General features: G+C 65.9%; 20 protein-coding genes. 6 read left to right on the forward strand and 14 right to left on the reverse strand.

Features of this window, described 5'->3' with window-relative positions; genetic code table 11:
- Positions 1-176 precede the first annotated feature (176 nt).
- The 4 genes from AC1DOX_RS03095 to AC1DOX_RS03110 all read left to right on the forward strand — a co-directional run bounded on the left by AC1DOX_RS03095 (position 177) and on the right by AC1DOX_RS03110 (position 3079).
- Entirely contained in the window at positions 177-482 is a 306-nt protein-coding gene (locus AC1DOX_RS03095) for a hypothetical protein (RefSeq protein ID WP_441620478.1), read from the forward strand.
- Positions 479-769, forward strand: a complete 291-nt coding sequence (locus tag AC1DOX_RS03100) for a hypothetical protein (protein WP_441620476.1) — start codon at positions 479-481, stop codon at positions 767-769. Before AC1DOX_RS03095 ends, AC1DOX_RS03100 begins: the two co-directional genes overlap by 4 nt.
- Before the next feature lie 10 nt (positions 770-779).
- A complete protein-coding gene (locus tag AC1DOX_RS03105) occupies positions 780-2411 on the forward strand; it encodes a PepSY-associated TM helix domain-containing protein (RefSeq protein ID WP_441620474.1) in 1632 nt (543 codons plus the stop codon).
- 221 nt (positions 2412-2632) lie between these two features.
- The gene (locus AC1DOX_RS03110) at positions 2633-3079 is read left to right on the forward strand and encodes a cupin domain-containing protein (RefSeq protein WP_441620472.1); all 447 of its coding nucleotides are present in this window, start codon (positions 2633-2635) and stop codon (positions 3077-3079) included.
- Between the two features lie 13 nt (positions 3080-3092).
- On the opposite strand, the gene AC1DOX_RS03115 is transcribed toward AC1DOX_RS03110, so the two are convergent.
- The 9 genes from AC1DOX_RS03115 to phaC form a co-directional block, all read right to left on the reverse strand.
- On the reverse strand, positions 3093-4304 hold the full coding sequence (locus AC1DOX_RS03115) for a cystathionine beta-lyase (RefSeq protein WP_441620470.1): 1212 nt from the start codon (positions 4302-4304) through the stop codon (positions 3093-3095).
- Between the two features lie 189 nt (positions 4305-4493).
- Complete coding sequence (locus AC1DOX_RS03120; RefSeq protein WP_441620468.1) at positions 4494-5138, reverse strand: hypothetical protein; 645 nt, start codon at positions 5136-5138, stop codon at positions 4494-4496.
- A 36-nt stretch (positions 5139-5174) separates the two neighbouring features.
- Positions 5175-6359 (reverse strand): beta-ketothiolase BktB, encoded by a 1185-nt coding sequence (gene bktB, locus AC1DOX_RS03125; RefSeq protein ID WP_092138104.1) that lies wholly within the window; start codon positions 6357-6359, stop codon positions 5175-5177.
- A 123-nt stretch (positions 6360-6482) separates the two neighbouring features.
- Entirely contained in the window at positions 6483-7865 is a 1383-nt protein-coding gene (gene rimO / locus AC1DOX_RS03130) for a 30S ribosomal protein S12 methylthiotransferase RimO (protein WP_441620465.1), read from the reverse strand.
- A gap of 170 nt (positions 7866-8035) precedes the next feature.
- Entirely contained in the window at positions 8036-9016 is a 981-nt protein-coding gene (locus tag AC1DOX_RS03135; protein WP_441620463.1) for a tRNA dihydrouridine synthase, read from the reverse strand.
- A 333-nt stretch (positions 9017-9349) separates the two neighbouring features.
- Entirely contained in the window at positions 9350-9901 is a 552-nt protein-coding gene (gene phaR / locus AC1DOX_RS03140; RefSeq protein WP_092138107.1) for a polyhydroxyalkanoate synthesis repressor PhaR, read from the reverse strand.
- Positions 9902-10277: 376 nt separating this feature from the next.
- Positions 10278-11018: a 3-ketoacyl-ACP reductase gene (locus AC1DOX_RS03145; protein ID WP_092138108.1), complete on the reverse strand. Its 741-nt coding sequence runs from the start codon at positions 11016-11018 to the stop codon at positions 10278-10280.
- A 105-nt stretch (positions 11019-11123) separates the two neighbouring features.
- Positions 11124-12305, reverse strand: coding sequence for an acetyl-CoA C-acetyltransferase (locus AC1DOX_RS03150; protein ID WP_441620460.1), 1182 nt, complete (start codon positions 12303-12305; stop codon positions 11124-11126).
- 91 nt (positions 12306-12396) lie between these two features.
- Complete coding sequence (phaC, locus tag AC1DOX_RS03155) at positions 12397-14253, reverse strand: class I poly(R)-hydroxyalkanoic acid synthase (protein ID WP_441620458.1); 1857 nt, start codon at positions 14251-14253, stop codon at positions 12397-12399.
- 332 nt (positions 14254-14585) lie between these two features.
- Between phaC and AC1DOX_RS03160 the strand changes: the two genes are divergently transcribed.
- Positions 14586-14831: a hypothetical protein gene (locus tag AC1DOX_RS03160; RefSeq protein ID WP_441620456.1), complete on the forward strand. Its 246-nt coding sequence runs from the start codon at positions 14586-14588 to the stop codon at positions 14829-14831.
- A gap of 43 nt (positions 14832-14874) precedes the next feature.
- Here AC1DOX_RS03160 and pgeF read toward each other — a convergent pair whose 3' ends face one another.
- Both pgeF and AC1DOX_RS03170 read right to left on the reverse strand, forming a co-directional pair.
- Positions 14875-15675, reverse strand: coding sequence for a peptidoglycan editing factor PgeF (gene pgeF / locus AC1DOX_RS03165; protein WP_441620454.1), 801 nt, complete (start codon positions 15673-15675; stop codon positions 14875-14877).
- Positions 15659-16870 carry an RluA family pseudouridine synthase gene (locus AC1DOX_RS03170; RefSeq protein WP_441620452.1) on the reverse strand — a complete coding sequence of 404 codons (1212 nt, stop codon included), beginning with the start codon at positions 16868-16870 and terminating at the stop codon, positions 15659-15661. The genes pgeF and AC1DOX_RS03170 overlap by 17 nt, the downstream gene beginning before the upstream one ends.
- Positions 16871-16885: 15 nt before the next feature.
- On the opposite strand from AC1DOX_RS03170, the gene AC1DOX_RS03175 reads away from it, so the two are divergent.
- Complete coding sequence (locus tag AC1DOX_RS03175; protein ID WP_092138113.1) at positions 16886-17716, forward strand: outer membrane protein assembly factor BamD; 831 nt, start codon at positions 16886-16888, stop codon at positions 17714-17716.
- Positions 17717-17884: 168 nt separating this feature from the next.
- On the opposite strand, the gene AC1DOX_RS03180 is transcribed toward AC1DOX_RS03175, so the two are convergent.
- The 3 genes from AC1DOX_RS03180 to AC1DOX_RS03190 all read right to left on the reverse strand — a co-directional run bounded on the left by AC1DOX_RS03180 (position 17885) and on the right by AC1DOX_RS03190 (position 21433).
- Positions 17885-20173 carry a DNA repair helicase YoaA gene (locus AC1DOX_RS03180; RefSeq protein WP_441620450.1) on the reverse strand — a complete coding sequence of 763 codons (2289 nt, stop codon included), beginning with the start codon at positions 20171-20173 and terminating at the stop codon, positions 17885-17887.
- A gap of 210 nt (positions 20174-20383) precedes the next feature.
- Entirely contained in the window at positions 20384-20587 is a 204-nt protein-coding gene (locus AC1DOX_RS03185) for a YdcH family protein (protein ID WP_092138115.1), read from the reverse strand.
- 51 nt (positions 20588-20638) lie between these two features.
- The gene (locus AC1DOX_RS03190; protein ID WP_441620448.1) at positions 20639-21433 is read right to left on the reverse strand and encodes a hypothetical protein; all 795 of its coding nucleotides are present in this window, start codon (positions 21431-21433) and stop codon (positions 20639-20641) included.
- Positions 21434-21527 lie beyond the last annotated feature (94 nt).

Consider the following 21527-nt stretch of genomic DNA (forward strand, 5'->3'; position numbering starts at 1 on the left):
GCCACCCGCGCCGGACGTCGTCCGCAACTCCCCTCACGCTTTTCCCCTTCCGCGCCCTTTCTCCGCAGATCGGCTCAGAAGCGCACTGAAACGCCTCACAACATCGTGATTTGCTTGTGAAAACAAATGCGAATCATTATTATTGAGGATTCCCCGACTCTTCTGATGCCGACCGCATGCAAGCGTTAGCCGTATTGCTCGGACTGGCCGCGGCCGCGTGCCTGTACCTTGCCGCGCCCAACCAGGTCCTGTTCGTGACCGCCAGCGGCGACGGCCGATCGCCCGTGGCGCCCACCCTGCTGTGCTGGCTGGGCCTGGCCCTGACGCTGGCCAGCGCATGGACCATGAGCGTGCCCGAGGGCTGGCCCGTGGCCATCGCCGCCACGCTGATCACGCTGACCTGCAGCTTGTCGCTGTGGCCATTCATCGGCACGTGGCTGCAGCACCGGCGCGGCCTGCAACGCGAGGAGAGCACGTCATGATGGGCACCAAATGGCTCGCCGGCGCACTGCTGGGATTCCCGCTGGCGATCGCGCTCTGCACACTCGGCATCCTGTGGCTGCCTGGCGGCTGGGAAGGCGGCGTCGTCGCGGCCGTCACGCTGAGCTTCGTGCTCTATGTGGCCATCGTCAGCGTCAGCCTGCTATTCGCCACCAGCCGGGGCGCCTGGCTGTGGCTGGCCGGCGCCAATCTCGCCTGCTTTGGCATCCTCTGGGCGCTGCGCCTGATGCATGCCATGCCGGCCGCATCCACGCTGTTCGGATCGTGAGGCACCCCGCATGAAACCCAAGACCCTGCGCCTGTACAACACCCTCCATACGTGGGTGGGCCTGATGGCCGGCTGGGCCCTGTTCATCGCCTTCTTCGCTGGCGCCATCACGGTCTTCCACCACGAACTCCACGTGTGGCAGAACCCCGCCCGCCTGGAGGGCCGCCATGCCACGGAAGTGCAGGTCGAAGGCCCCGCCATCGACGCGTTCGTGCAGAAGCTCGTCGCCGTGCATCCCGATGCCGCGAACAGCGTCTTCGTCGGCCTGCCCAGCAAGGAAGAGCCCGACTTCAACGCTTACTGGCAGAACAAGGCCGGCGAATGGCTGACGATGAACGGCGCACGCCTGAATGGCGACGCGGCCGCGCAGCAACAGACATCGCTCGATCACGTGACCGGCGAGTTGTCGGCGTTCCTGAATTCGCTGCACTACTCGCTGGGGCTGGATACCGGCGGCATGTACTTCATGGGCGTGATTTCGGTGCTGTACGGCCTGGCACTGGTCTCCGGCGTGCTGCTGCACCTGCCGCGCCTGAAGAAGGACCTGTTTGCCGTGCGCCCGGGACGCAACCTCAAGCGCTTCTGGATGGACGCGCATAACGTGATCGGCCTGTTCAGCCTGCCCTTCCACCTGATCTTCGCGGTGACGGGCGCGCTGTTCTGCCTGTCGCTGATCATGGTGATGGTCTTCAACGTGCTGACGTTCGACGGCAAGCTGATGGAAGTGGTGCCGCGCGTGATCGGTGCCGCGCCGGAAGTCACCGCCGCCGGCCGCCTCTCGCCGACGATGCCCACGGCGCAGTTGCTGGCCATCGCGCGCGAGCATGGCGGCGAACGCTTCACGCCCGAAGCCATCCGCTTCCAGCGCTATGGCGATGCCAACGCCGTGGCCGAGGTGCGCGGCGACAGCAGCCGCGCGCTGGGTAACGGCGGCGCGGTGGGCATCCACGCCGCCGCCAACGAGCCGAATGCGGGGCAACTGATCGCGAACCAGACCGCCGGCGGGCGCGATGGCAACCATGCGCTCTACAGCGCGATGTACGCGCTGCATTTCGGCACCTTCGGCGACCTGGCTGTGCGGCTGGTCTACCTGCTGGCCGGCCTGGCAGGTGCGTTCCTGTTCTACTCGGGCAACCTGCTCTGGATCGAGACCCGCCGCAAGACGCGCCAGGCCGAGCAGCCGCGCGTGCATCGGCTGCTGGCGCAGGCCACGGTGGGCGTATGCATCGGCACCTGCATCGGCGTGGCCCTGTGCTTCCCGGCCGCGCTGCTCTGGCCGGAGCGCGCCGTCAGCGTGGTGTTCTGGCCGGTATTCTTCGTGGCGATCGCCTGGTCACTGCTGCGTGCGCCCGTAAGGGCCGCCGTGGAACTGCTCTATGTGGCAGCCCTCGCCTCGCTGACCGTGCCGTTGTCGAACGCGCTGCTGACGGGGGATCATCTGTTCACGGCAGCCCTGCATGGCCGCTGGGCCGTGGCAGGATTCGATATCGGCGCCATCGCCATGGCCGTGGGCTATGTCGCGCTGGCCCGCGCCACGGCTCGCCGGGCGCGCAACGGCCCCGCCGAATCCGTGTGGGCGTTACGCAGCGCGTCCGCGGAAGGCGCCCCGCAGGCGACGATGCGCAAGGTGGATGCGTCCTGAGCGTGACGCCGTCGCACCATCACAAATCGGACTGATGCACTGACCCAGAAAGTCGGCCAATCGGTTGGCCACAATCGGTTGGTCAAACTGAGAAGGGCTGGATCCCGTACACGGGACCCAGCCCTCTTGTTTTGATATGTACCTGGCATCGCCGACCTACAATGCAAGGTCTGAAGTACGCACCGCAATCCTCACCCCGAGGAACTTGAGGGAGACCAACCATGACTTCTGGCGGCGCAACATCCGGCGAACCCATCAAGGTGGGCGGATTGACCATCCACTACCTGCTCGATGGCGCGGCAACCGGCGGAATGGGCATGTTCGAACTGACCGTGCCGCCCGGCGCGCAGGTGCCGCCACCCCATAGCCATACCCATAACGAAGAGTGCGTCTACGTCCTGGATGGCGTCCTTCGGTACTCGGTCGATGGCGTCAGCCGGGACCTGTCGCGGGGGGATTGGATGTCAACCCCGCGCGGATCTGTGCATCAGTTCAGCAATCCGCACGGCGACATCGCCCGCGCGCTGATCGTCATCTCGCCCGACATTGGCGCGCAGTATTTCCGCGATGTCGGCGCCATCGTCAACGCCGGCGGGCCGCCCGACCGCGCAAAGCTGCTCGCGGTCATGGCCGGATATGGGCTGGTGCCGGCAAAACCCTCGCCCTGACCGGCCCCGCCTCTTAGCGCAGGTGCTGCTCCATGGCTTGCTTGATATCGGCGATGAGGTCGCGCGTGTCTTCCAGGCCGATGTACAGCCGCACCAGCTCGCCGGCATTCTCCCAGTCCGCTGGTGGCCAGGTCCCGGCCGGGCGCATGGTCTCCACGTGATAAGGCACCGCCAGGCTGTGCGCCCCGCCCCACGACCAGCCGATTGCAAACAGCTTCAGCGCCTCCACGAACGCATCGACCTGTTCGCGCGTGTAGCGGCTGTGCAGGATGATCGAAAACAGGCCGCTGGCACCGGTGAAGTCGCGTCGCCATTCAGCATGCCCCGGACAGTCGGGCAACGCGGGATGCAGCACGCGCGTGACTTCCGGCCGCCGGGTCAGCCATTCGGCGACCTCGCGCGCGGCGCGGTCGTGAGCGGCCAACCGGACCGGCATGCTCGACAGCCCGCGCAATACCAGGTAGCAGTCATCGGCGGAGACCCCCCAGCCCATGATCATGCGTGTGCGCTTCAGGCGGTCGTAGAGCTTGCCGTCGCGCGTGATAACCGCGCCCATCAGCACGTCGCTGCCGCCGGACTGGTACTTGGTCAGCGCCTGCATGGAAATGTCGATGCCCTTGTCGAAGGGGCGGAAGTACACGCCGGCAGACCATGTGTTGTCGATGGCGGTCACCACGCCGCGCGCCTTGGCCGCGGCCACGATGGCGCTCGTATCCGGCACTTCCATCGTTACCGATCCCGGTGCTTCCAGCCAGATCAGCTTCGTGTTCGGCTGGATCATCGACGCGATGCCCGCGCCGATCATCGGTGAGTAGTAGCGCACCGTCACGCCAAAGTCCCGCGCAAGCCATTCGCCGTGGTCGCGATTCGGACCGTAGACGTTGTCCGGCACCAGCACGTCGTCGCCGGCCTTCAGGAAAGCAAAATAGACCAGTGAAATCGCACCCATCCCGGATGGCAGCAGCAGCGTCTGGCTGCCGCCCTCGATCTGGGCCAGTTGCTGGCACAGCGCCTCGCTGGTGGGCGTGGCGTGCAGGCCGTAGCGCCAGTACGTGGTGGAGCGGTCGCCATAGGCGCGCAGTTCCGCGAGGTTGCGGAACACCACGGTGGAGCCGCGATAGGTCGGTGTGGAAAAGGATTGGAAACCGGGCGCGATATCCAGGTCTGGCTGGACGGCAACGGTCTGCAGGTAATGGGACGAGTCGGATTCGGAGCGGTCGGACACGGCGGATTCCTTGCTATCTGGATGGCGCGGGTCAATGTATGGACCGCGCACGAGAAGTCAGTTCAGACGTCCGAGCTTACCAGCAAATGCAGGGGTATCCACTGCGCCACATCCATTACGGCACCATTGCGGCCCGGAGAGACGCCGCCTTGATGGCGATTGTCGCGATGATGTCGGCAGCGACGGAACCTAGCGCGGGTTGCCGACCGAGATCGACGATTTGGGCGGCGGCGGCGCGTAGGTAACGCCGCTATTGGGCCGCATGTCGAACGGCGGAATCACGAGGTAGCCGCCGAACGGGCGGATGAAGAATGGCAGCACGATCGCCGGGTTGAACGCGTCGGTCCATGTCCCGCGCACCGCGCCGTTCTGGTCGATCTGGCCTTCCCAGTTGCCGGACACGCGCGTGCCGTCGTCCGACTCCTCCATCAGGAATGCGCCGTTTTCCCACTCTCCGGAAAGCAGGCGTACGCCCTTGGCATCGCCGGTCGTGTACTCGCCTTGCAGGCTGTCTCGCGTGTCGGACTTGGGCCCGATGCGCAGCCGCACGGACTTGTCGCCGACGTTGCCGACGTAGACCGGCAACCTGGCGTACTCCGCCCGCGGAGCCAGCGGGCCGATCGGGCCCGTGGAAAGCGCGGCACCACGCCGGGCCTCGCCATCACGGATCGCCTCATTGATACCGAGCGCGCCACCCTGCCCGCCCGCCGTGCCGCCCGCCACCGGGCCGGATGACAGCGCCGTGCCGCCTGCCGCCTGCGCGGCAATTGGAACGATCAGCGCAAGCGTCGCGGCAATGGTCAGTCGGAACAGAAACGGGATCGGTCGGGGCAAGGCGGAACCTCGGGAATGGTGCGTCGTCGTGTGACTTTAAACGCGCTCGAAGATCGCGGCAATGCCCTGGCCGCCACCGATGCACATCGTCACCAGCGCATAGCGACCTTGCACGCGCTGGAGCTCGTGCAGCGCCTTGACGGTGATGAGCGCACCCGTCGCACCGATCGGGTGGCCGAGCGAAATGCCGGAGCCGTTCGGGTTGACCTTGGCCGGATCGAGACCCAGCGCCTTGGTCACCGCGCACGCCTGGGCGGCGAACGCCTCGTTGGCCTCGATGACATCGAGGTCCTTGACCGACAAGCCGGCGCGTTCCAGCGCGATCTTCGTCGCCGGCACCGGGCCGATGCCCATCGTCTTCGGATCCACACCGGCATGACCGTAGGACACCAGGCGCGCCAGCGGCTTCAGGCCACGACGCTCCGCTTCGGCACGCTCCATCAGCACCACGGCGGCGGCGGCGTCGTTCAGGCCAGACGCATTGCCCGCGGTCACGGTACCGTTTTCCTTGACGAAGACCGGCTTGAGCTTGGTCATGTCGTCGATCGTCGCGTCATGGCGCACGTGCTCGTCGGTATCGAACACCACATCGCCCTTGCGCGACTTCAGCGTGACGGGGACGATCTGATCCTTGAAGTAGCCCGCCTTGATCGCCGCCGATGCACGGCGGTGCGATTCCAGCGCGGCCTCGTCCTGCTGCGTGCGCGAGATGTCGTATTCCTTGGCGACGTTCTCGGCGGTCACGCCCATGTGGATCGCGTGGAAGGGGTCGTGCAGCGCGCCGAGCATCATGTCGACCAGCTTGGCGTCCCCCATGCGGGCGCCCCAGCGCGCCATCGGCGCCAGGTACGGGGCGCGGCTCATGCTTTCCGCGCCGCCGCCGATCGCCACGTCGGTATCGCCTAGCAGGATGGTCTGCGCGGCGCTCACGATGGCTTGCAGGCCGGAGCCGCACAGGCGGTTCACGGTCAGCGCCGGGGCGTTGATCGTCACGCCGCCGTTCACGGCCGCCACGCGGCCCAGGTACATGTCCTTGGGTTCGGTCTGGATGACGTTGCCGAACACCACGTGGCCGACGTCGTCGCCGGACACATTGGCGCGCGCCAGCGCCTCGCGCACCACCATTGCGCCCAGCTCGGTCGGGGCGAGGTCCTTCAGGCTGCCGCCAAAGGTGCCGATTGCGGTGCGTACACCGCTGACAACCACCACTTCACGCGTCATGTCTGGTCTCCATGAATTCATGTTGCGGCGCACAGTATAGTCCGGGCGCCTCATAAACGAACGACCGTACTTTTACCTAATTGTCTCGACAGGCAGGCAACTCACCTGCCACTTCGTCAGCCGTCAGACGATTTCACCCCAGAGGTCGTGACCGTCGGCGCCGGTGATCCTGACGTTGACAAAATCGCCGGTCTTGTAGCGCTGCGACGGCTTGGCGGCCGGGTCAATATAGACCAGCCCATCGATCTCGGGGGCGTCCGCGGACGACCGGCCGATGCCGCCTTCCTGATTGACCTCGTCCACCAGAACGCGCAGCGTCTGGCCGACCTTGCGCTCCAGCCGGCGGGCGGAAACCGCCTCCGCCACTTCCATGAAGCGGGCGCGGCGCTCCTCGCGAACCTCGTCGGGCAGCGCGCCGGGCAGGTCATTGGCCGTGGCGCCTTCGACCGGCGAATAGGCAAAGCAGCCCACGCGGTCCAGTTCCGCTTCGGCGATGAAATCCAGCAGGGTCTGGAACTCTTCCTCGGTCTCACCCGGGAAGCCGGCGATGAACGTGCTGCGGATGGTCAGGTCGGGGCAGACCTCGCGCCAGGCGCGGATGCGGTCCAGGGTCTTCTCGGCGTTGGCCGGGCGCTTCATGCGCTTGAGTACATCCGGATGCGCGTGCTGCAGCGGCACGTCCAGATACGGCAGCACGTTGCCCTGGTTCATCAGCGGAATGATCTCGTCGACGTGCGGGTACGGGTACACGTAGTGCAGGCGCACCCAGGCGCCGTACTGGCTGGCCAGTTCGCCCAGCGCGGCCACCAGCTCGGTCATGCGCGTCTTCAGCGGACGGCCGTTCCAGAAACCGGTGCGGTACTTCACGTCCACGCCATAGGCGCTGGTGTCCTGCGAGATCACCAGCAATTCCTTGACGCCGGACTTGAACAGGTTCTCGGCCTCCAGCATGACTTCCGCCACCGGGCGGGACACCAGGTCGCCGCGCATCGACGGAATGATGCAGAACGAGCAGCGGTGGTTGCAGCCTTCCGAGATCTTCAGGTAGGCGTAGTGCTTGGGCGTGAGCTTGATGCCGGCGGGCGGCACGAGATCCGTGAACGGGTCGTGCGGCTTGGGCAGGTGGGTGTGCACGGCCTGCATGACTTCGCCCAGCGCGTGCGGGCCGGTCACGGCCAGCACCTTGGGGTGCACCGACGACACGATGTCATGCCCCGCGGCGTCCTTCTTCGCGCCCAGGCAGCCGGTCACGATCACCTTGCCGTTTTCGGTCAGCGCCTCGCCAATCGCGTCCAGGCTTTCCTGCACGGCCTCGTCGATGAAGCCACAGGTGTTCACCACGACCAGGTCGGCGCCGTCATAGGTGCCACTGATGGCATAGCCCTCGGCGCGCAACTGCGTAATGATCTGCTCGGAGTCGACCAGCGCCTTCGGGCAGCCGAGCGACACAAATCCCACACGCGGACTATGGTCTTTTTGGATCGTTGATTCTGAAGGGTTTTTCACAGGGCTATCCGAATGTGGGGCTGGCCTGGCGGGACATGGCCGTCAGGCGATCAAGGCGAATCGACCATTTTAACCGTTCGCCGGGGATTCCCGGCGCCTAACCCCACACATCGGCCAAACGTCGGTCATACGATCGGCCACACGCCGCGACAAACCGCGACGAGGCGGCGTCAGTCCAGGGCGGAAGATGTCCGCGGGTAGCCCTGCAGCGCACGTTCGATCAGGGCGTAAATCTCGCTCGAATCCTGCATGCGCCGGATGGCCGTGTGCAACTCGGCGGCCTGCGGCCACGTCCGTTTGAGATAGCTAAGCCACAATTTGACGCGCCCGTGCTCATGGCAGGAGGCGATGCGGGCCTGCAATTTCTTCAGGTAATCGGTGATCTGGCGGAGCACGAGCGGCCAATCCTCGTCGGACGGCGTGGCGTCCATCTGCCCGCGTATCCGAAGGGCCAGGAAAGGATCGGACACCGCGCCCCGCCCGATCATCACATCGGCACAGCCGCTGACAGCACGGCATCGCTCCCAGTCCGCGACCGTCCAGACATCGCCATTGGCAATGACCGGCACGTCCACGGCGGCGTCGATCCGCGCGATCCACTCCCAGTGCGCCGGCGGCCGGTAGCCGTGATCCCGCGTCCTGGCATGCACGACGATGGAGGCCGCGCCGCCTTCCTCCAGCGCGGTGGCGCAGTCGACGGCCAGCGAGGTATCGGATACGCCAAGCCGCATTTTCGCCGTGACGGCGATGCTGGCAGGCACCGCCGCGCGCACGGAGGCAACGATCCGGTTCAGCAGCTCAGGCGTCGCCAGCAGCATCGCGCCGCCACCGTGCCGGTTGACGACTTTCGCAGGGCAGCCGAAGTTCAGGTCGATGCCATGCGGCGACAAGGTTGCCGCGTACGCCGCATTCCGTCCGAGCCATTCGGGATCGCTGCCGAGCAACTGGATCACCATCGGCGTGCCGCTGCGCGTATATCCCCCATCGAGGATCTCGGGGGTATCGCGCTCGTAGACACGCGCGGGGAGCAGCGATCCCGTCACCCTGACGAACTCGGATACGCAACCGTCGTAGCCGCCTGTGGCGGTCAGCACGTCGCGCAACACGTAGTCCGCAAGCCCTTCCATCGGGGCAAGAAACAGCCGGCTCATGCGAAAGCCTTCGCCGAAGCATGGGGCCCGGCCTCGATGACAAGCGCCTGGTGAAAAGATGGGATGTGGGAGGACATTGGGAATCGCGCTGTACAGGCGAGTCCGCAATATGAGCCGCCACGTTTGAGAATGGGGAGGCACCTCGATATTGGCGCACATCACCCGAATTGGCGCGATTCTAACCGATCGCCCTCATGCCGGCTTCGCCCGGCTCCGGCCCTCGCCGTGCAGCCGACAGCAGCACTCCGGACCCGCGTGGGCGGGCCCGGTAGCACAGGAAATTCGGGGGAGTGGCGATGACACCGGCGGCGCACCGCCGGCGGGGTGGCGGGCTTACTTCTTGTCCGGCTGGTTGAACGGGAACGTGCCGAACATGTTCTTGGCCTGGTTCTGCATCTGCTCCTGCATCTGCACGAACAGGTTCTTGCTCTGCTCGATGTAGTTGCTCATCATGCCCTGCATCATCGGGCCCTGCATGTTCATGAACTGCGACCACATGTCGGGGCTGAAAGGTTCGCCCGAATACAGGCCCTTGGAGTTCTCGGCCAGCTTGCTCTGGATGTCGATGAACGCCTGGATGTTCTTTTCCAGGTACGTCCCCATCATGCCCTGCATGGCATGGCCATAGAAACGGATGATCTGGGAAAGCATGGCGCTGGAGAACATCGGCACGCCGCCGGTCTCCTCTTCCAGGATGATCTGCAGCAGGATGCTGCGCGTGAGCTCATCGCCGGATTTGGCGTCGACGACCTTGAAGTCTTCGGTATCCATGACCAGCTGCTTGACATCCGCGAGGGTGATGTACGTGCTGGTTTGCGTGTCGTAGAGCCGGCGATTGGGATACTTCTTGATCAGTCGCTCTGCGCCTTTTTTGGTCGTGGCCATCGGTGCTCTATCCTTTTGTCGTCGCTGATGCCGGGCCGGCATGGCCGTTACCCGCTGCTGCACCGCATGCGGTGCAGTGCGCAAACAGCGCGGTTTTCCGCGCCTGACACAACCGGGAATATCACCAGACAGGACCGATCGACCCGACAGGACCGCGCTCCGCTCTACTTTGGTGCCGGTTGCGCCGCTGCCCTGATTCTATGCTCAAGAAAGCACTATGGAAAGTCGCCACGCTTAAGGAAAACCCGCAGCAAGAAAGCCAATGCGGGCCGTCCCGACTGGCAGGCGACCCGCATTGCGTGGGGTTGCAGAGCGCGGCGCAGCCCTTGTGCACCGCGCTGGCTGCGCCGCACCAAGCGGTGCGGCGCGAACCACGTCAGCCCATGTGCAGGCCGCCGTTCAGCGAGAAGTCGGCCCCGGTGGAGAAGCCGGATTCGTCCGACGCCAGCCAGGCACAGATCGACGCAATTTCCTCCGGCAGGCCCAGGCGCTTGACCGGGATGGTGCCGACGATCTTGTCCAGCACGTCCTGGCGGATGGCCTTGACCATGTCCGTGGCGATGTAGCCCGGCGACACCGTGTTCACGGTCACGCCCTTGGTGGCCACTTCCTGTGCCAGCGCCATCGTGAAGCCATGCAGGCCGGCCTTGGCCGTGGAGTAGTTGGTCTGGCCGAACTGGCCCTTCTGCCCGTTCACCGACGAGATGTTGACGATCCGCCCAAAGCCGCGGTCCGCCATGCCGTCGATGACCTGCTTGGTCACGTTGAACAAGGAGGTCAGGTTGGTGTCGATCACGGCGTCCCAGTCGGCGCGCGTCATCTTGCGGAACACCACGTCCCGCGTGATGCCGGCGTTGTTGATCAGGACGTCGACCTCGCCTACTTCGGCCTTGACCTTGTCGAAGGCCGTCTTGGTCGAATCCCAGTCCGCCACGTTGCCTTCGGACGCCACAAACTCGAAACCGAGGGCACGTTGCTGCTCGAGCCACTTCTCGCGGCGCGGCGAATTCGGGCCGCAGCCCGCCACCACCTTGTAGCCGTCACGGGCCAGTCGCTGGCAGATCGCGGTCCCGATGCCGCCCATGCCGCCGGTCACATATGCAATGCGCTGAGTCATATCCACTCCTTGTTGGCTCGCTTATCGATGTTGTCGATTCGACGATCTTCGTTATAGACGCCGGCGCACGATCGCGTGCGTGCGCCAGCACACCCCTCAGTGCACTTAATTGCGTTCCACGGCCAGTGCCACGCCCATGCCGCCGCCGATACACAGCGAGGCCAGGCCCTTCTTGGCATCGCGGCGCTTCATTTCATGCAGCAGCGTGACCAGGATCCGGGCGCCGGAGGCGCCGATCGGATGGCCAATGGCGATTGCGCCGCCGTTCACGTTGATCTTGGACTGATCCCAGCCCATTTCCTTGTGCACGGCCAGCGCCTGCGCGGCAAACGCCTCGTTGATTTCCATCAGGTCCAGGTCCTTCACGCCCCAGCCCGCGCGCGACAGGCAGCGCTTGGATGCCGGCACCGGGCCCATGCCCATCACGGCCGGGTCCACGCCGGCGTTGGCGTAGGCCTTGATGGTAGCCAGCGGCTTCAGGCCCAGTTCCTTTGCCTTGGCGGCGGACATCACCACCACCGCGGCGGCGCCGTCGTTGAGGCCCGATGCGTTGGCGGCCGTCACCGAACCGGCCTTGTCGAAGGCGGGCTTCAGGCCAGCCAGGCTGTCCAGCGTGGCGCCGTGGCGCACGAACTCGTCGGTCTTGAAGGCCACCGGGTCGCCCTTGCGCTGCGGAATTAGCACCGGGACGATTTCCTCGTCGAACTTGCCGGCCTTCTGGGCGGCTTCGGCCTTGTTCTGCGAGGCCACGGCGAATTCATCCTGCGCCTCGCGCGTGATGCCGTATTCCTTGGCCACGTTCTCGGCGGTGATGCCCATGTGGTACTGGTTGTAGACGTCCCACAGGCCGTCCACGATCATCGTGTCGACGAGCTTGGTGTCGCCCATGCGGAAGCCATCGCGCGAGCCCGGCAGCACGTGCGGTGCGGCGCTCATGTTCTCCATGCCGCCGGCGACCACGATCTCGGCCTCGCCCGCCACGATGGCGTTGGCGGCCAGCATCACGGCCTTCAGGCCCGAGCCACACACCTTGTTGATCGTCATGGCCGGGACCATATCGGGCAGCCCTGCCTTGTGCGATGCCTGGCGGGCCGGGTTCTGGCCCGAACCGGCGGTCAGCACCTGGCCCATGATGACTTCGCTCACCTGGTCCGGCTTCACGCCGGCGCGCTCCAGCGCCGCCTTGATCACGAGCGCACCCAATTCCGGTGCCGGGATCTTCGCCAGGGAACCGCCAAACTTGCCTACTGCGGTACGGGCTGCGGAAACGATGACAATGTCAGTCATTTGAGGTCCTTTCGAGAAAGCGATATGCAGATTGGTGCGAAAACCGGGCCGTCGGCGGTGCCGCCGGCCCACACGGGGTTGTCAGGGGGTGTCAGGCGCGATGCTTGACGTAGCGCCCTGGCGCGGGCTCGATGGCCCGGTAGTGCGGGTTGCCGTAGTCGGCCGGCGCGACGCGCTTCTGGCCGGCCTGTTTGCCCAGCCACGCCATCCAGTCCGGCCACCAGCTGCCGGGCTGTTCCTTGGCGTTGGCCATCCATTCTTGCGCGGTGGCCGGCAGTGCGTCGTTGATCCAGTGGCTGCGTTTCTTCTTCGACGGGGGATTGATCACGCCGGCGATGTGGCCCGACGCGCCCAGCACGAAGCGCAACTTGTTCTTCAGCAGCGCGGTGGAGGCATATGCAGCCGCCCACGGCACGATATGGTCTTCGCGCGAACCGTAGATGTACGTCGGCACATCGATCGCGCCGAGGTCCACCGGGGCGTTGCACACCGTCAGCTTGCCCGGCACCTTGAGCTCGTCCTGCAGGTAGGTGTGGCGCAGGTACCAGCAGTACCAGGGGCCCGGCAGGTTGGTGGCGTCGCCGTTCCAGAACAGCAGGTCGAACGGCACCGGCGTGTTGCCTTTCAGGTAGTTGTCGACGACGTAGTTCCAGACCAGGTCGTTCGGACGCAGGAACGAGAACGTGTTCGCCAGTTCCACGCCACGCAGCAGGCCGCACGGCGCACCGGCCGCGCCGCCAAGCGTGGCCTCGCGCAATTTCACATGCGCCTCGTCGACAAAGACGTCCAGGATGCCGGTGTCGCTGAAATCCAGCAGCGTGGTCAGCAGGGTCAGGCTGGCCGCAGGATGCTCGCCACGCGCGGCCAGCACCGCCAGCGCGGTGGCGATGATCGTGCCGCCGACGCAGAAGCCCAGTACGTTGATCTTGTCCTGCCCGCTGATGTCGCACACCACCTCGATCGCGCGGATGGCCGCGTGTTCGAGGTAGTCGTCCCAGGTACGCTCGGCCATCGAGGCATCGGGATTGCGCCACGACACCAGGAACACCGTATGGCCCTGCTCCACCGCATGCCGCACGAGCGAGCTTTCCGGCTGCAGATCGAGGATGTAGTACTTGTTGATGCACGGCGGCACCAGCAGCAGCGGGCGCGCATAGACCTTGTCGGTCAGCGGCTTGAACTGGAGCAGCTGGAAGTATTCGTTCTCGTAGACCACCGCGCCCTCGGTGACTGCCACGTTGCGGCCCACTTCGAAGGCGGTGTCATCGGTCTGCGAGATCTTGCCGCGGCTCAGGTCTTCCAGCATGTTGCGCACGCCGTTGCGCAACGATTCGCCGCCCGATTCGATCAGGCGCTGCTGCGCATCCGGATTGGTGGCGAGGAAGTTGGCGGGGGACATCGCGTCGACCCACTGCGATACCGCAAAGCGGATGCGCTGGCGCGTCTTGGAGTCGGCGTCGACGGCATCGGCCAGTTCGGTCATCGCGCGCGCAGTCAGCAGATAGAACGCTGCGGCGTAGCGATATGGCGCGTTATTGCGCCAGGCCGGGCTGGCAAAGCGTCGGTCGGACAGCCGGTGGCTGGCCGCGTCGGCATTGTCCTTCGGCTTGCCATCGATGCCGACGCCCTCGCCCATCTCGCGCCAGAGCTCGGAGAAATCCTTGAAATAGCGCTGCTGGATCTGTGCGAGCGATGCGGGATCGATCTTGAGCCCGGCGGCCGCGCTGCCCTGGAGGGCGCCCTGGAACGCCTTGGCAATCGCGTCGCTGCCGGGAAACCCGCCAGCCATGCCTGCCGGGAAACCGGGCGGCAAGTTGCCGTTGGTCTCGGGTGCCCACTGACGGGACCACTCCAGCCATGCGGCTGGATCAAATGGCCCCGGCACAAACTGAAACGGTTGGGACTTGCCTTCCTGAGTGGAAGCTGCCGCACCTTTGCCGGTCGCCATGATGTATTCGTCTCTCTGCCGTCGTGATATGAAGACGGGCTCGGGGTAACTGTCTCCCGACCCGCCCCTGATCCGGGTTGCGTCTGACTGCGACTGCCTGGGCGCCTCTGGGCGCCTTCCGTCATACGCTATGCTTGCCGGCGAAACCCTGGAGAACCTCCGCGGTTCCGATACATTTGAAGGCATTGTTGCCTTGCAATGGAGACGCTGTCAATGCGGAATTCCGCACGGCGAACAGTTGTCCTCGATTCGACGCCCGACCTACCGGACGGTAAGCCCGGCGCGGGTTACCGGGCAACCCCACCCCTGTACACGAAAGAGATGAAAGCCTGATGTATATCGTGGCAATTGGCTGGCTCTACGTGGCCATGATGATGGCCATCACCGAGACCAATGTCGTGGCGGGCATGGCCACGTTCCTGTTCTACGGCCTGGCGCCGGTATCGATCGTGCTGTACATCATGGGCACGCCCGGCCGCCGTCAGCGGCGCAAGGCGAAAGAGGAAGCGGAACTGGCCGCCGCGCGTGATGCAGCGGCCAGCAAGCCCACCGGGGAGAAGGACGGCGGCGCGGTTTGAGTCGAGTTTGATCCGAACCTGACGCGCGCGCCGCAGGGCCGGATCAGCGATCCAGCCAGACCAGCGAGGCCATGCGGCCCGTGGTGCGGTCGCGGCGATACGAGTAGAAGCGGTCGGCGTCGGTGACCGTGCAGGCGTCGCCGCCAAAGACCTGCGTGCAACCTGCGCGGGCCAGTCGCGTGCGCGCCAGTGCGCAGATATCCGCCCAGTACTTGCCCGGCGCACCGGGCCGGAACGCCGACTCGACGGCCTGCCGTTCGTTGTCGCGCGCCTTCTGCAGGAAGGCCTCGCGCACCTCCGCACCCACCTCGAAGGCCGAGGGACCGATCGCCGGACCCAGCCACGCCAGCCACACCGGATTCGGGCCGGATTGCGCGCTCATGCGCGCCAGCGTGGCCTCGATGACCCCATCGCACAGCCCCCGCCATCCCGCATGCGCGGCACCCACGACGGTACCCGCCGCATCGCACAACAGGACCGGCAGGCAATCGGCCGTCATGATCGCGCAGACGTGGCCGGGCGTGATTGCGACGCTCGCATCCGCGCGGGGCGGCGCTTCGCGGTCAGCATTGAAGTCGTCGGCCGTGGCGACGGCGCAGCCGTGCACCTGCTCCAGCCAGCGCGGCATGGCCGGCAACCGCGCCGCCAGCCGGGCGCGATTGGCGGCAACGGCCGCAGGATCGTCGCCGACGTGCGTGCCCAGGTTGAGCCCGCCCACGCTGCCATCGGCCAGCCCGTAGGGTCCGGTGCTGACACCGCCATCACGGGTCGTCGATAACGCGCGCACGCGCGCCGGTGCGGGCCAGTCCGGGACGATCCAGGATGCGTCAGCGTTTGTCGCCATCGCCTTCTTCCCCGTCGATTGACTCGTCATCATCGTCAGCGTCGCCATCGTCATAGCCGTAGTCGTCCTCGTCGCCCTCCTCGTCCGCGTGGCCTTCGAAGTCCAGCGCGTCGATCAGGGCCTGCATATCCTCGGGAGGATCGGCCTCCCACGACACCTTGCGGCCAGTCACCGGATGGACCAGCCCCAGCTTGTACGCATGCAGCGCCTGGCGCGTGAACGGCACGGGCAGCGTCACGCGGATCGCCGGACGCTGGCCGCGCTGGGTCGCCTTGTGATAGACCGGATCCCCCACCAACGGGTGGCCAATCGACTCGAAATGCACGCGGATCTGGTGCGTGCGGCCGGTCTCCAGCTGGCACATCACCATCGACACCTTGCCGCGGCCCAGCGGCACGGTACCGAGCGTCTGGAAATGCGTGCGCGACGGCTTGCCGCTGTTGGTATGGACGATGGCCATGCGCGTGCGCTCGCGCGGATCGCGGCCGATGGGCGCGTCGATGGTGCCTTCGTCGGGCGTTTCCCCCCACACCAGCGCGAGGTACGTCCGCTTGACCGTGCGCGCCGACAACTGGCGCACCAGGTCGGTCTGCGCGGTCAGCGTGCGCGACACGACCATCAGGCCGGACGTTTCCTTGTCGAGCCGGTGCACGATGCCTGCGCGCGGCAGGCGCGCCGCCGCGGGGTCGCGGTGCAGCAGGCCGTTGAGCACCGTGCCGCTCCAGTTGCCCGCAGCCGGATGGACCACCAGCCCGGCTGGCTTGTTGATGACGAGCATCGTATCGTCTTCAAACACCACGTCGAGCGGCACATCCTCGGCCGTAAAGGCCTGCGACTCGGGTGCGGCCTGGGGTTGGATTTCGATTTTCTGGCCCATCTGCACCGCTGCCTTGGCACGGCTTGGCTCGCCATCCACGCGTACCGCGCCGTCCTCGATCCATTGCTGGATGCGGCTGCGCGAGAATTCGCTGAAGTGGCGTGCAAGCAATTTGTCGAGGCGTTCGCCATGCGCGGCGCTGTCGACTTCCAGGTACAACGGGACCAGATCGGAGGTAGCCGGTGCGGCCGCCGTCTCATCGCCGAAGTCATCGAGATCTTCGGCATCGACGGCGGATTCACCGGTTGCCTGCGTGTGGCGTGCCAGACCGTTTTCGGCCCTGGGGCTTCGGCTATAATGCTTGACGCTATTTTTCATCCGGAACAGGTTGCCATGCAATTGCAGAGCATGAAACGCGCTGACTGGCGCGCGAGATTTGGAGCGATTTTGCTCGCAGGCGGCTGCGTCATGCTGTCTGCATGCGGCCTGCTTGCAGACCAGCCCGACGAAACGGCCGGCTGGTCGGCGAACAAATTATATTCGGAAGCCAAGGATGCCCTGGATGGCGGCGACTACACCCGCGCCGTCAAGCTCTATGAAAAGCTGGAAGGGCGGTACCCGTTTGGCCGTTATGCCCAGCAAGCCCAGATCGATACCGCGTACGCCAGCTACAAGGATGGCGAAACCGCTGCCGCCCTGGCCGCCGTCGATCGCTTCATCCAGCTGCACCCGAGCCATCCGAACATCGATTACGCCTACTACCTCAAGGGCCTGATCAACTTCAACGACAACCTGGGCTGGCTCGGCCGCTTCTCGGGGCAGGATCTGAGCGAACGCGACCCGAAGGCGGCACGTGCCGCTTACGATGCGTTCCAGACGCTGATCACCCGCTACCCGGACAGCAAGTACACGCCTGACGCCACGCTGCGCATGCAGTACATCATCAACTCGCTGGCACTGCACGAAGTCCATGCGGCCCGCTACTACTATCGCCGTGGCGCCTACCTGGCCGCCGTGAACCGCGCGCAGCAAGCCCTGAAGGACTACGACGGCGCGCCGGCCAACGAGGAAGCGCTGTACATCATGGTGCGCTCGTACGATTCGCTTGGCATGAAGGACCTCCGCGACGATGCCGCCCGCGTGATGGAGCGCAACTATCCGAACAGTGACTTCATCAAATACGGCGAGCGCCGCAAGGACAAGGCCTGGTGGGAAGTGTTCTGAGGCACGCAGCGGCACGCTGCAGCTGACTCCCCGCCGGCAGCCACAGCCAACAAAAAGCCCGACGGTGACCGTCGGGCTTTTTGTTTTGGCGCCAGGAAACGTGCGCAATGGGCTGCGCGCCGGGACCACGGCCGTCGGCCGTGAGCTGCGAGCCCGCGTCGACCGGGACTAACCGGCCTCCGCCTCCCCTTCCCCCTCCGCGTTGCCGGCGAGTTCCGCCTGCCCGGCGCCTTCAGCCTTCTCCACCGGATTGCGCAGGCCTTCCAGGAAGCGAATCACGGTATCAGCCTCCCGCGTACGCGTGAACGGCGGCAGGCTCTGCCAGATCTGACGGCCATAAGGCTTTTCCACCAGCCGCGTATCGCAGATCGCCAGCACGCCACGGTCAGACTCGGAACGGATCAGCCGCCCTGCGCCCTGCTTCAGCGTGATGACTGCGTGCGGCAGCTGATGGACGGCAAACGGACTCAGGCCCTTCTTCTGCAGCACCTCCATGCGCGCGGCCAGCACCGGATCGTCTGGCGGCGCGAACGGGAGCTTGTCGATAATCACCAGCGACAGCGCCTCGCCCCGCACATCCACGCCTTCCCAGAAACTCTGGCTACCCACCAGCACGGCATTCCCCAACTGGCGGAAACGGTCGAGCAATTCGGTGCGACTGGCCTGTCCCTGTACCAGCAGCGGCAGATCCAGCCCGCGTTCGGCAAACAGGTCATAGAGCATGTCCGATGCCTTCTGCACGGCGCGAAGCGTTGTGCAGAGCAGGAACGTCCGTCCGCCAGCGGCTTCAATCAGCGGCAGCGTCTTCTCCACCACCGCCTCGGTAAACTGGGGCGACTGCGGCGCCGGCATGTCGCGCGGCACATAGAGCAGGCCCTGCTGCGCGTAGTCGAACGGGCTAGGCAACGTCAGCGACCGGTCCTTGTCCAGGCCCAGTTGCGCCGCGTAGTGCGTGAAATTGCCCTTCACCGACAGCGTTGCCGAGGTGAAGACCCACGCGCGCGGCTGGCCCTCGCGCTGGCGCGTGAAGATCGGCGCGATCGACAGCGGGGTGCGATGTAACTGCACCGTGTGGGAGAAGACTTCCACCCAGCGCACGGTATCGGGGCCGAACTGCGCCGGCGCCGCGGGAGCCCTGGCCGTGGCGTCGCCCGCCTTCGTGCTTTCCCCGCTTGCCGCACCTTGCGCACCATCTTGCGCACCGTCCGCATTCGCTTCGCCGTCGCCGCCGATGGCAGGCGCCGGCGCCGTGCCGCCACGGTCATCGCGCCATGCGGCCAGACGCTGCGCCAGCTCCACGGCGCGACGGTGGCACTGCTCGAGCGACTCGGCGCGTTCCGCCTGGGTCTCCAGCGCCTCCACGAAATCCGACAGCGCCGAATCCAGCGCATCCAGTGTCTCGAAGAACGGCTCGCGCGTACGCGGATCGGCCTCGATCTGGCCGATCGCCAGCCGGGCGTTGTCCTTGCTGAAGGCCAGCCGCAAGTCACGCGCGGCGCGCTCCAGCGGCGCACCCAGCGCCACCCAGTCCACGGCATCACGCGCGTGGGACAGGCCCTCCGCCACCGTGTCGCGTGCGATTTCGAGCAACTGGCTCGTGGACAGCGTCTCGCCAAAGAACAGCGTGGCGGTTTCGGGCAGTTGGTGGGCTTCGTCGAAGATCACCGTGTTGGCAGCCGGCAGCAGCTCGGCCATGCCGGTATCGCGCAGCACCACGTCCGCAAAGAACAGGTGATGATTGACCACGACGAGGTCCGCCTGCTGGGCCTCCTTGCGCGCCTTCATCACGAAGCATTCCTTGTAGTTCGGGCACTCGCTGCCAAGACAGTTGTCGCGCGTGGAGGTCACCATCTGCCAGACCGGAGCGTTCTCGGGCACGGCAGCCAGCTCGGCCTTGTCGCCGGATGCGGAAGTCTTGGCAAATCGCGCGATATCGCGCAGCCAGGCCGCATCCTGTTTCGAAGCCAGGCGCCCGTTGGCCTGGGCGCGCTCCAGATGGTAGTGACAGACGTAGTTGGCGCGCCCCTTGAGCAACGACACCGAAATCGGCACGTTCAGCGCATGCCGCACCGTGGGGATGTCGCGCAGGAATAGCTGGTCCTGCAGGTTCTTGGTTCCCGTGGACAGGATGACCTTGCCGCCCCAGAGCATCGCGGGCACCAGGTAGGCAAAGGTCTTGCCCGTGCCGGTCCCCGCTTCCACGATGACCGTGTCGTTCTGGGCAATGGCACCGGCGACGGCTTCGGCCATCTTTCGCTGCGACGCGCGCGGCCGGTAGCCCGGGATCGCAGTGGCAAGCGTCCCCGTATCGGCAAAGACGGTGCCCAGCTGCCCGGATTGCAGGGCGGCCTGGCTGGCCGACGTTGCGGCAATCGCGTCGCCAATGGAAGCGGCGTCGCCGGATATGTCTGGCGCTTGTGCGGAGTCGGGAAGCGTGTCGTCGATCGATTCAGGCAAGGTGCGGTTTTCTGCTTGAGGGCGCTGTCAGGGTGGTTCCGGCGACCGGGGCGGGCTCACCCCATGGTTTGACTGTCCGCGGCGACGCGCCGGGGCGGTACCGCTTCGTTCATTCCGACAACGCCTCGAATTTCGTATCACGAGGTAGCAATGCGAGGTGGGACTGCGGCGTGGCGTTGCAGGTGGCGCCGCCCAACTCGTACAGGAACGTCATGCGGGAACGTCGGGCTCCAGTTGAAGCTGCAGCAGCGTGATGGCGTCCTTGAGCTTGAGACGACGCTTCTTGAGCCGGCGCAGTTGAAGCTCGTCGCCGGCGGCGTCCTCGGAGAGACGGTCGATCAGGAAATCCAGGTCCCGGTGCTCGATCTGCAGTTCGATGATCTGGCGCGCCAGCGTATTGAGGTTTTCATCCATGGTGCGACTCCCCCTGCTCCCCGGCGGCGGCCGAAGCCGCGTCGCCGGTGCTCAGAACCCGAACGGGCTCGGGGTGGACCCCTGCCCTTGCTTTTTCTGTTCCTCGGCCTTGGCACGGCGCTCATCCAGGTCCTTCTGCCGCTGCGCGGCATCGGCCTGCTTTTGCTGATATGCCTTGGTGTTCTCCTGGCGCTGGCGGGCGTCTGCGGCACCTTTCTGCTGGGCTTCCTTTATCTTGGCGTCGAAGTCCGCCTGCTTCTTGTCGTAGGCCTGGGCGTTGGCGGCACGCTGTGGCGCATCGGCGCCATGCTGGGCGTCGCGCAGCGCCTGATCCTGCTGCTTGCGATCGTAGGACGCCTTGCTGGCCTGTTCGTTGGCCGTGCGGCCGGGCTGGCCGGCTTCGTATTCGGCACGGCGCAAGGCCTGCTCCCGATCGCGCTCGGCCGCCTTGTAGGCGCGCTCCGCGTCGCCCACTTCCAGCTCCTTCGCGCGCAGCACATGCAGTTCGTCGCGCTGGATTTCCTTGGCCTTCTCGATGCAGCTGTTGACCAGGAACTTGCTGTAGCAGTCGTGTTCGGCCGTGGCAAAGCGATAGTTGGTCCATGTCCGGGAATCACCGATGGCCTTGCGTTCGGCCGCGAAGTCACGCGGGGCACCAGTCGTGGCGACGGGGGCCGGCGCTGCGGCAGCGGGCACAGCGGGCGCGGAGGCCTGGGCATGCGCACGGGACACGGGCGCGGCCAGCAATGCGGCAGCCAGCGCCAGGGCGGAAACGGTGACGGTGGCCAGCTCGCGGGCAGCCGGCAATGTGGCGGCCACGGCGGCCGGTTGGGGCTTGACGATCATGGCTGGATTCTATCACCCGGGGGGCCTGCGGGCCCCACCCGCGGACGTTGCAATGTGTGTCCGCAGGCGCGCCAGGAAACAGGCATGGGAAAAG

This window comes from Cupriavidus sp. 01L415, from assembly GCF_056400065.1.

Coding starts and splice junctions, on each gene's coding strand:
- AC1DOX_RS03095 (WP_441620478.1), top strand. CDS start 177: ATGCAAGCGTTAGCCGTATTGCTCGGACTGGCCGCGGCCGCGTGCCTG.
- AC1DOX_RS03100 (WP_441620476.1), top strand. CDS start 479: ATGATGGGCACCAAATGGCTCGCCGGCGCACTGCTGGGATTCCCGCTG.
- AC1DOX_RS03105 (WP_441620474.1), top strand. CDS start 780: ATGAAACCCAAGACCCTGCGCCTGTACAACACCCTCCATACGTGGGTG.
- AC1DOX_RS03110 (WP_441620472.1), top strand. CDS start 2,633: ATGACTTCTGGCGGCGCAACATCCGGCGAACCCATCAAGGTGGGCGGA.
- bktB (WP_092138104.1), bottom strand. CDS start 6,359: ATGACGCGTGAAGTGGTGGTTGTCAGCGGTGTACGCACCGCAATCGGC.
- AC1DOX_RS03135 (WP_441620463.1), bottom strand. CDS start 9,016: ATGAGCCGGCTGTTTCTTGCCCCGATGGAAGGGCTTGCGGACTACGTG.
- phaR (WP_092138107.1), bottom strand. CDS start 9,901: ATGGCCACGACCAAAAAAGGCGCAGAGCGACTGATCAAGAAGTATCCC.
- AC1DOX_RS03145 (WP_092138108.1), bottom strand. CDS start 11,018: ATGACTCAGCGCATTGCATATGTGACCGGCGGCATGGGCGGCATCGGG.
- AC1DOX_RS03150 (WP_441620460.1), bottom strand. CDS start 12,305: ATGACTGACATTGTCATCGTTTCCGCAGCCCGTACCGCAGTAGGCAAG.
- phaC (WP_441620458.1), bottom strand. CDS start 14,253: ATGGCGACCGGCAAAGGTGCGGCAGCTTCCACTCAGGAAGGCAAGTCC.
- AC1DOX_RS03160 (WP_441620456.1), top strand. CDS start 14,586: ATGTATATCGTGGCAATTGGCTGGCTCTACGTGGCCATGATGATGGCC.
- pgeF (WP_441620454.1), bottom strand. CDS start 15,675: ATGGCGACAAACGCTGACGCATCCTGGATCGTCCCGGACTGGCCCGCA.
- AC1DOX_RS03170 (WP_441620452.1), bottom strand. CDS start 16,870: ATGAAAAATAGCGTCAAGCATTATAGCCGAAGCCCCAGGGCCGAAAAC.
- AC1DOX_RS03175 (WP_092138113.1), top strand. CDS start 16,886: ATGCAATTGCAGAGCATGAAACGCGCTGACTGGCGCGCGAGATTTGGA.
- AC1DOX_RS03185 (WP_092138115.1), bottom strand. CDS start 20,587: ATGGATGAAAACCTCAATACGCTGGCGCGCCAGATCATCGAACTGCAG.
- AC1DOX_RS03190 (WP_441620448.1), bottom strand. CDS start 21,433: ATGATCGTCAAGCCCCAACCGGCCGCCGTGGCCGCCACATTGCCGGCT.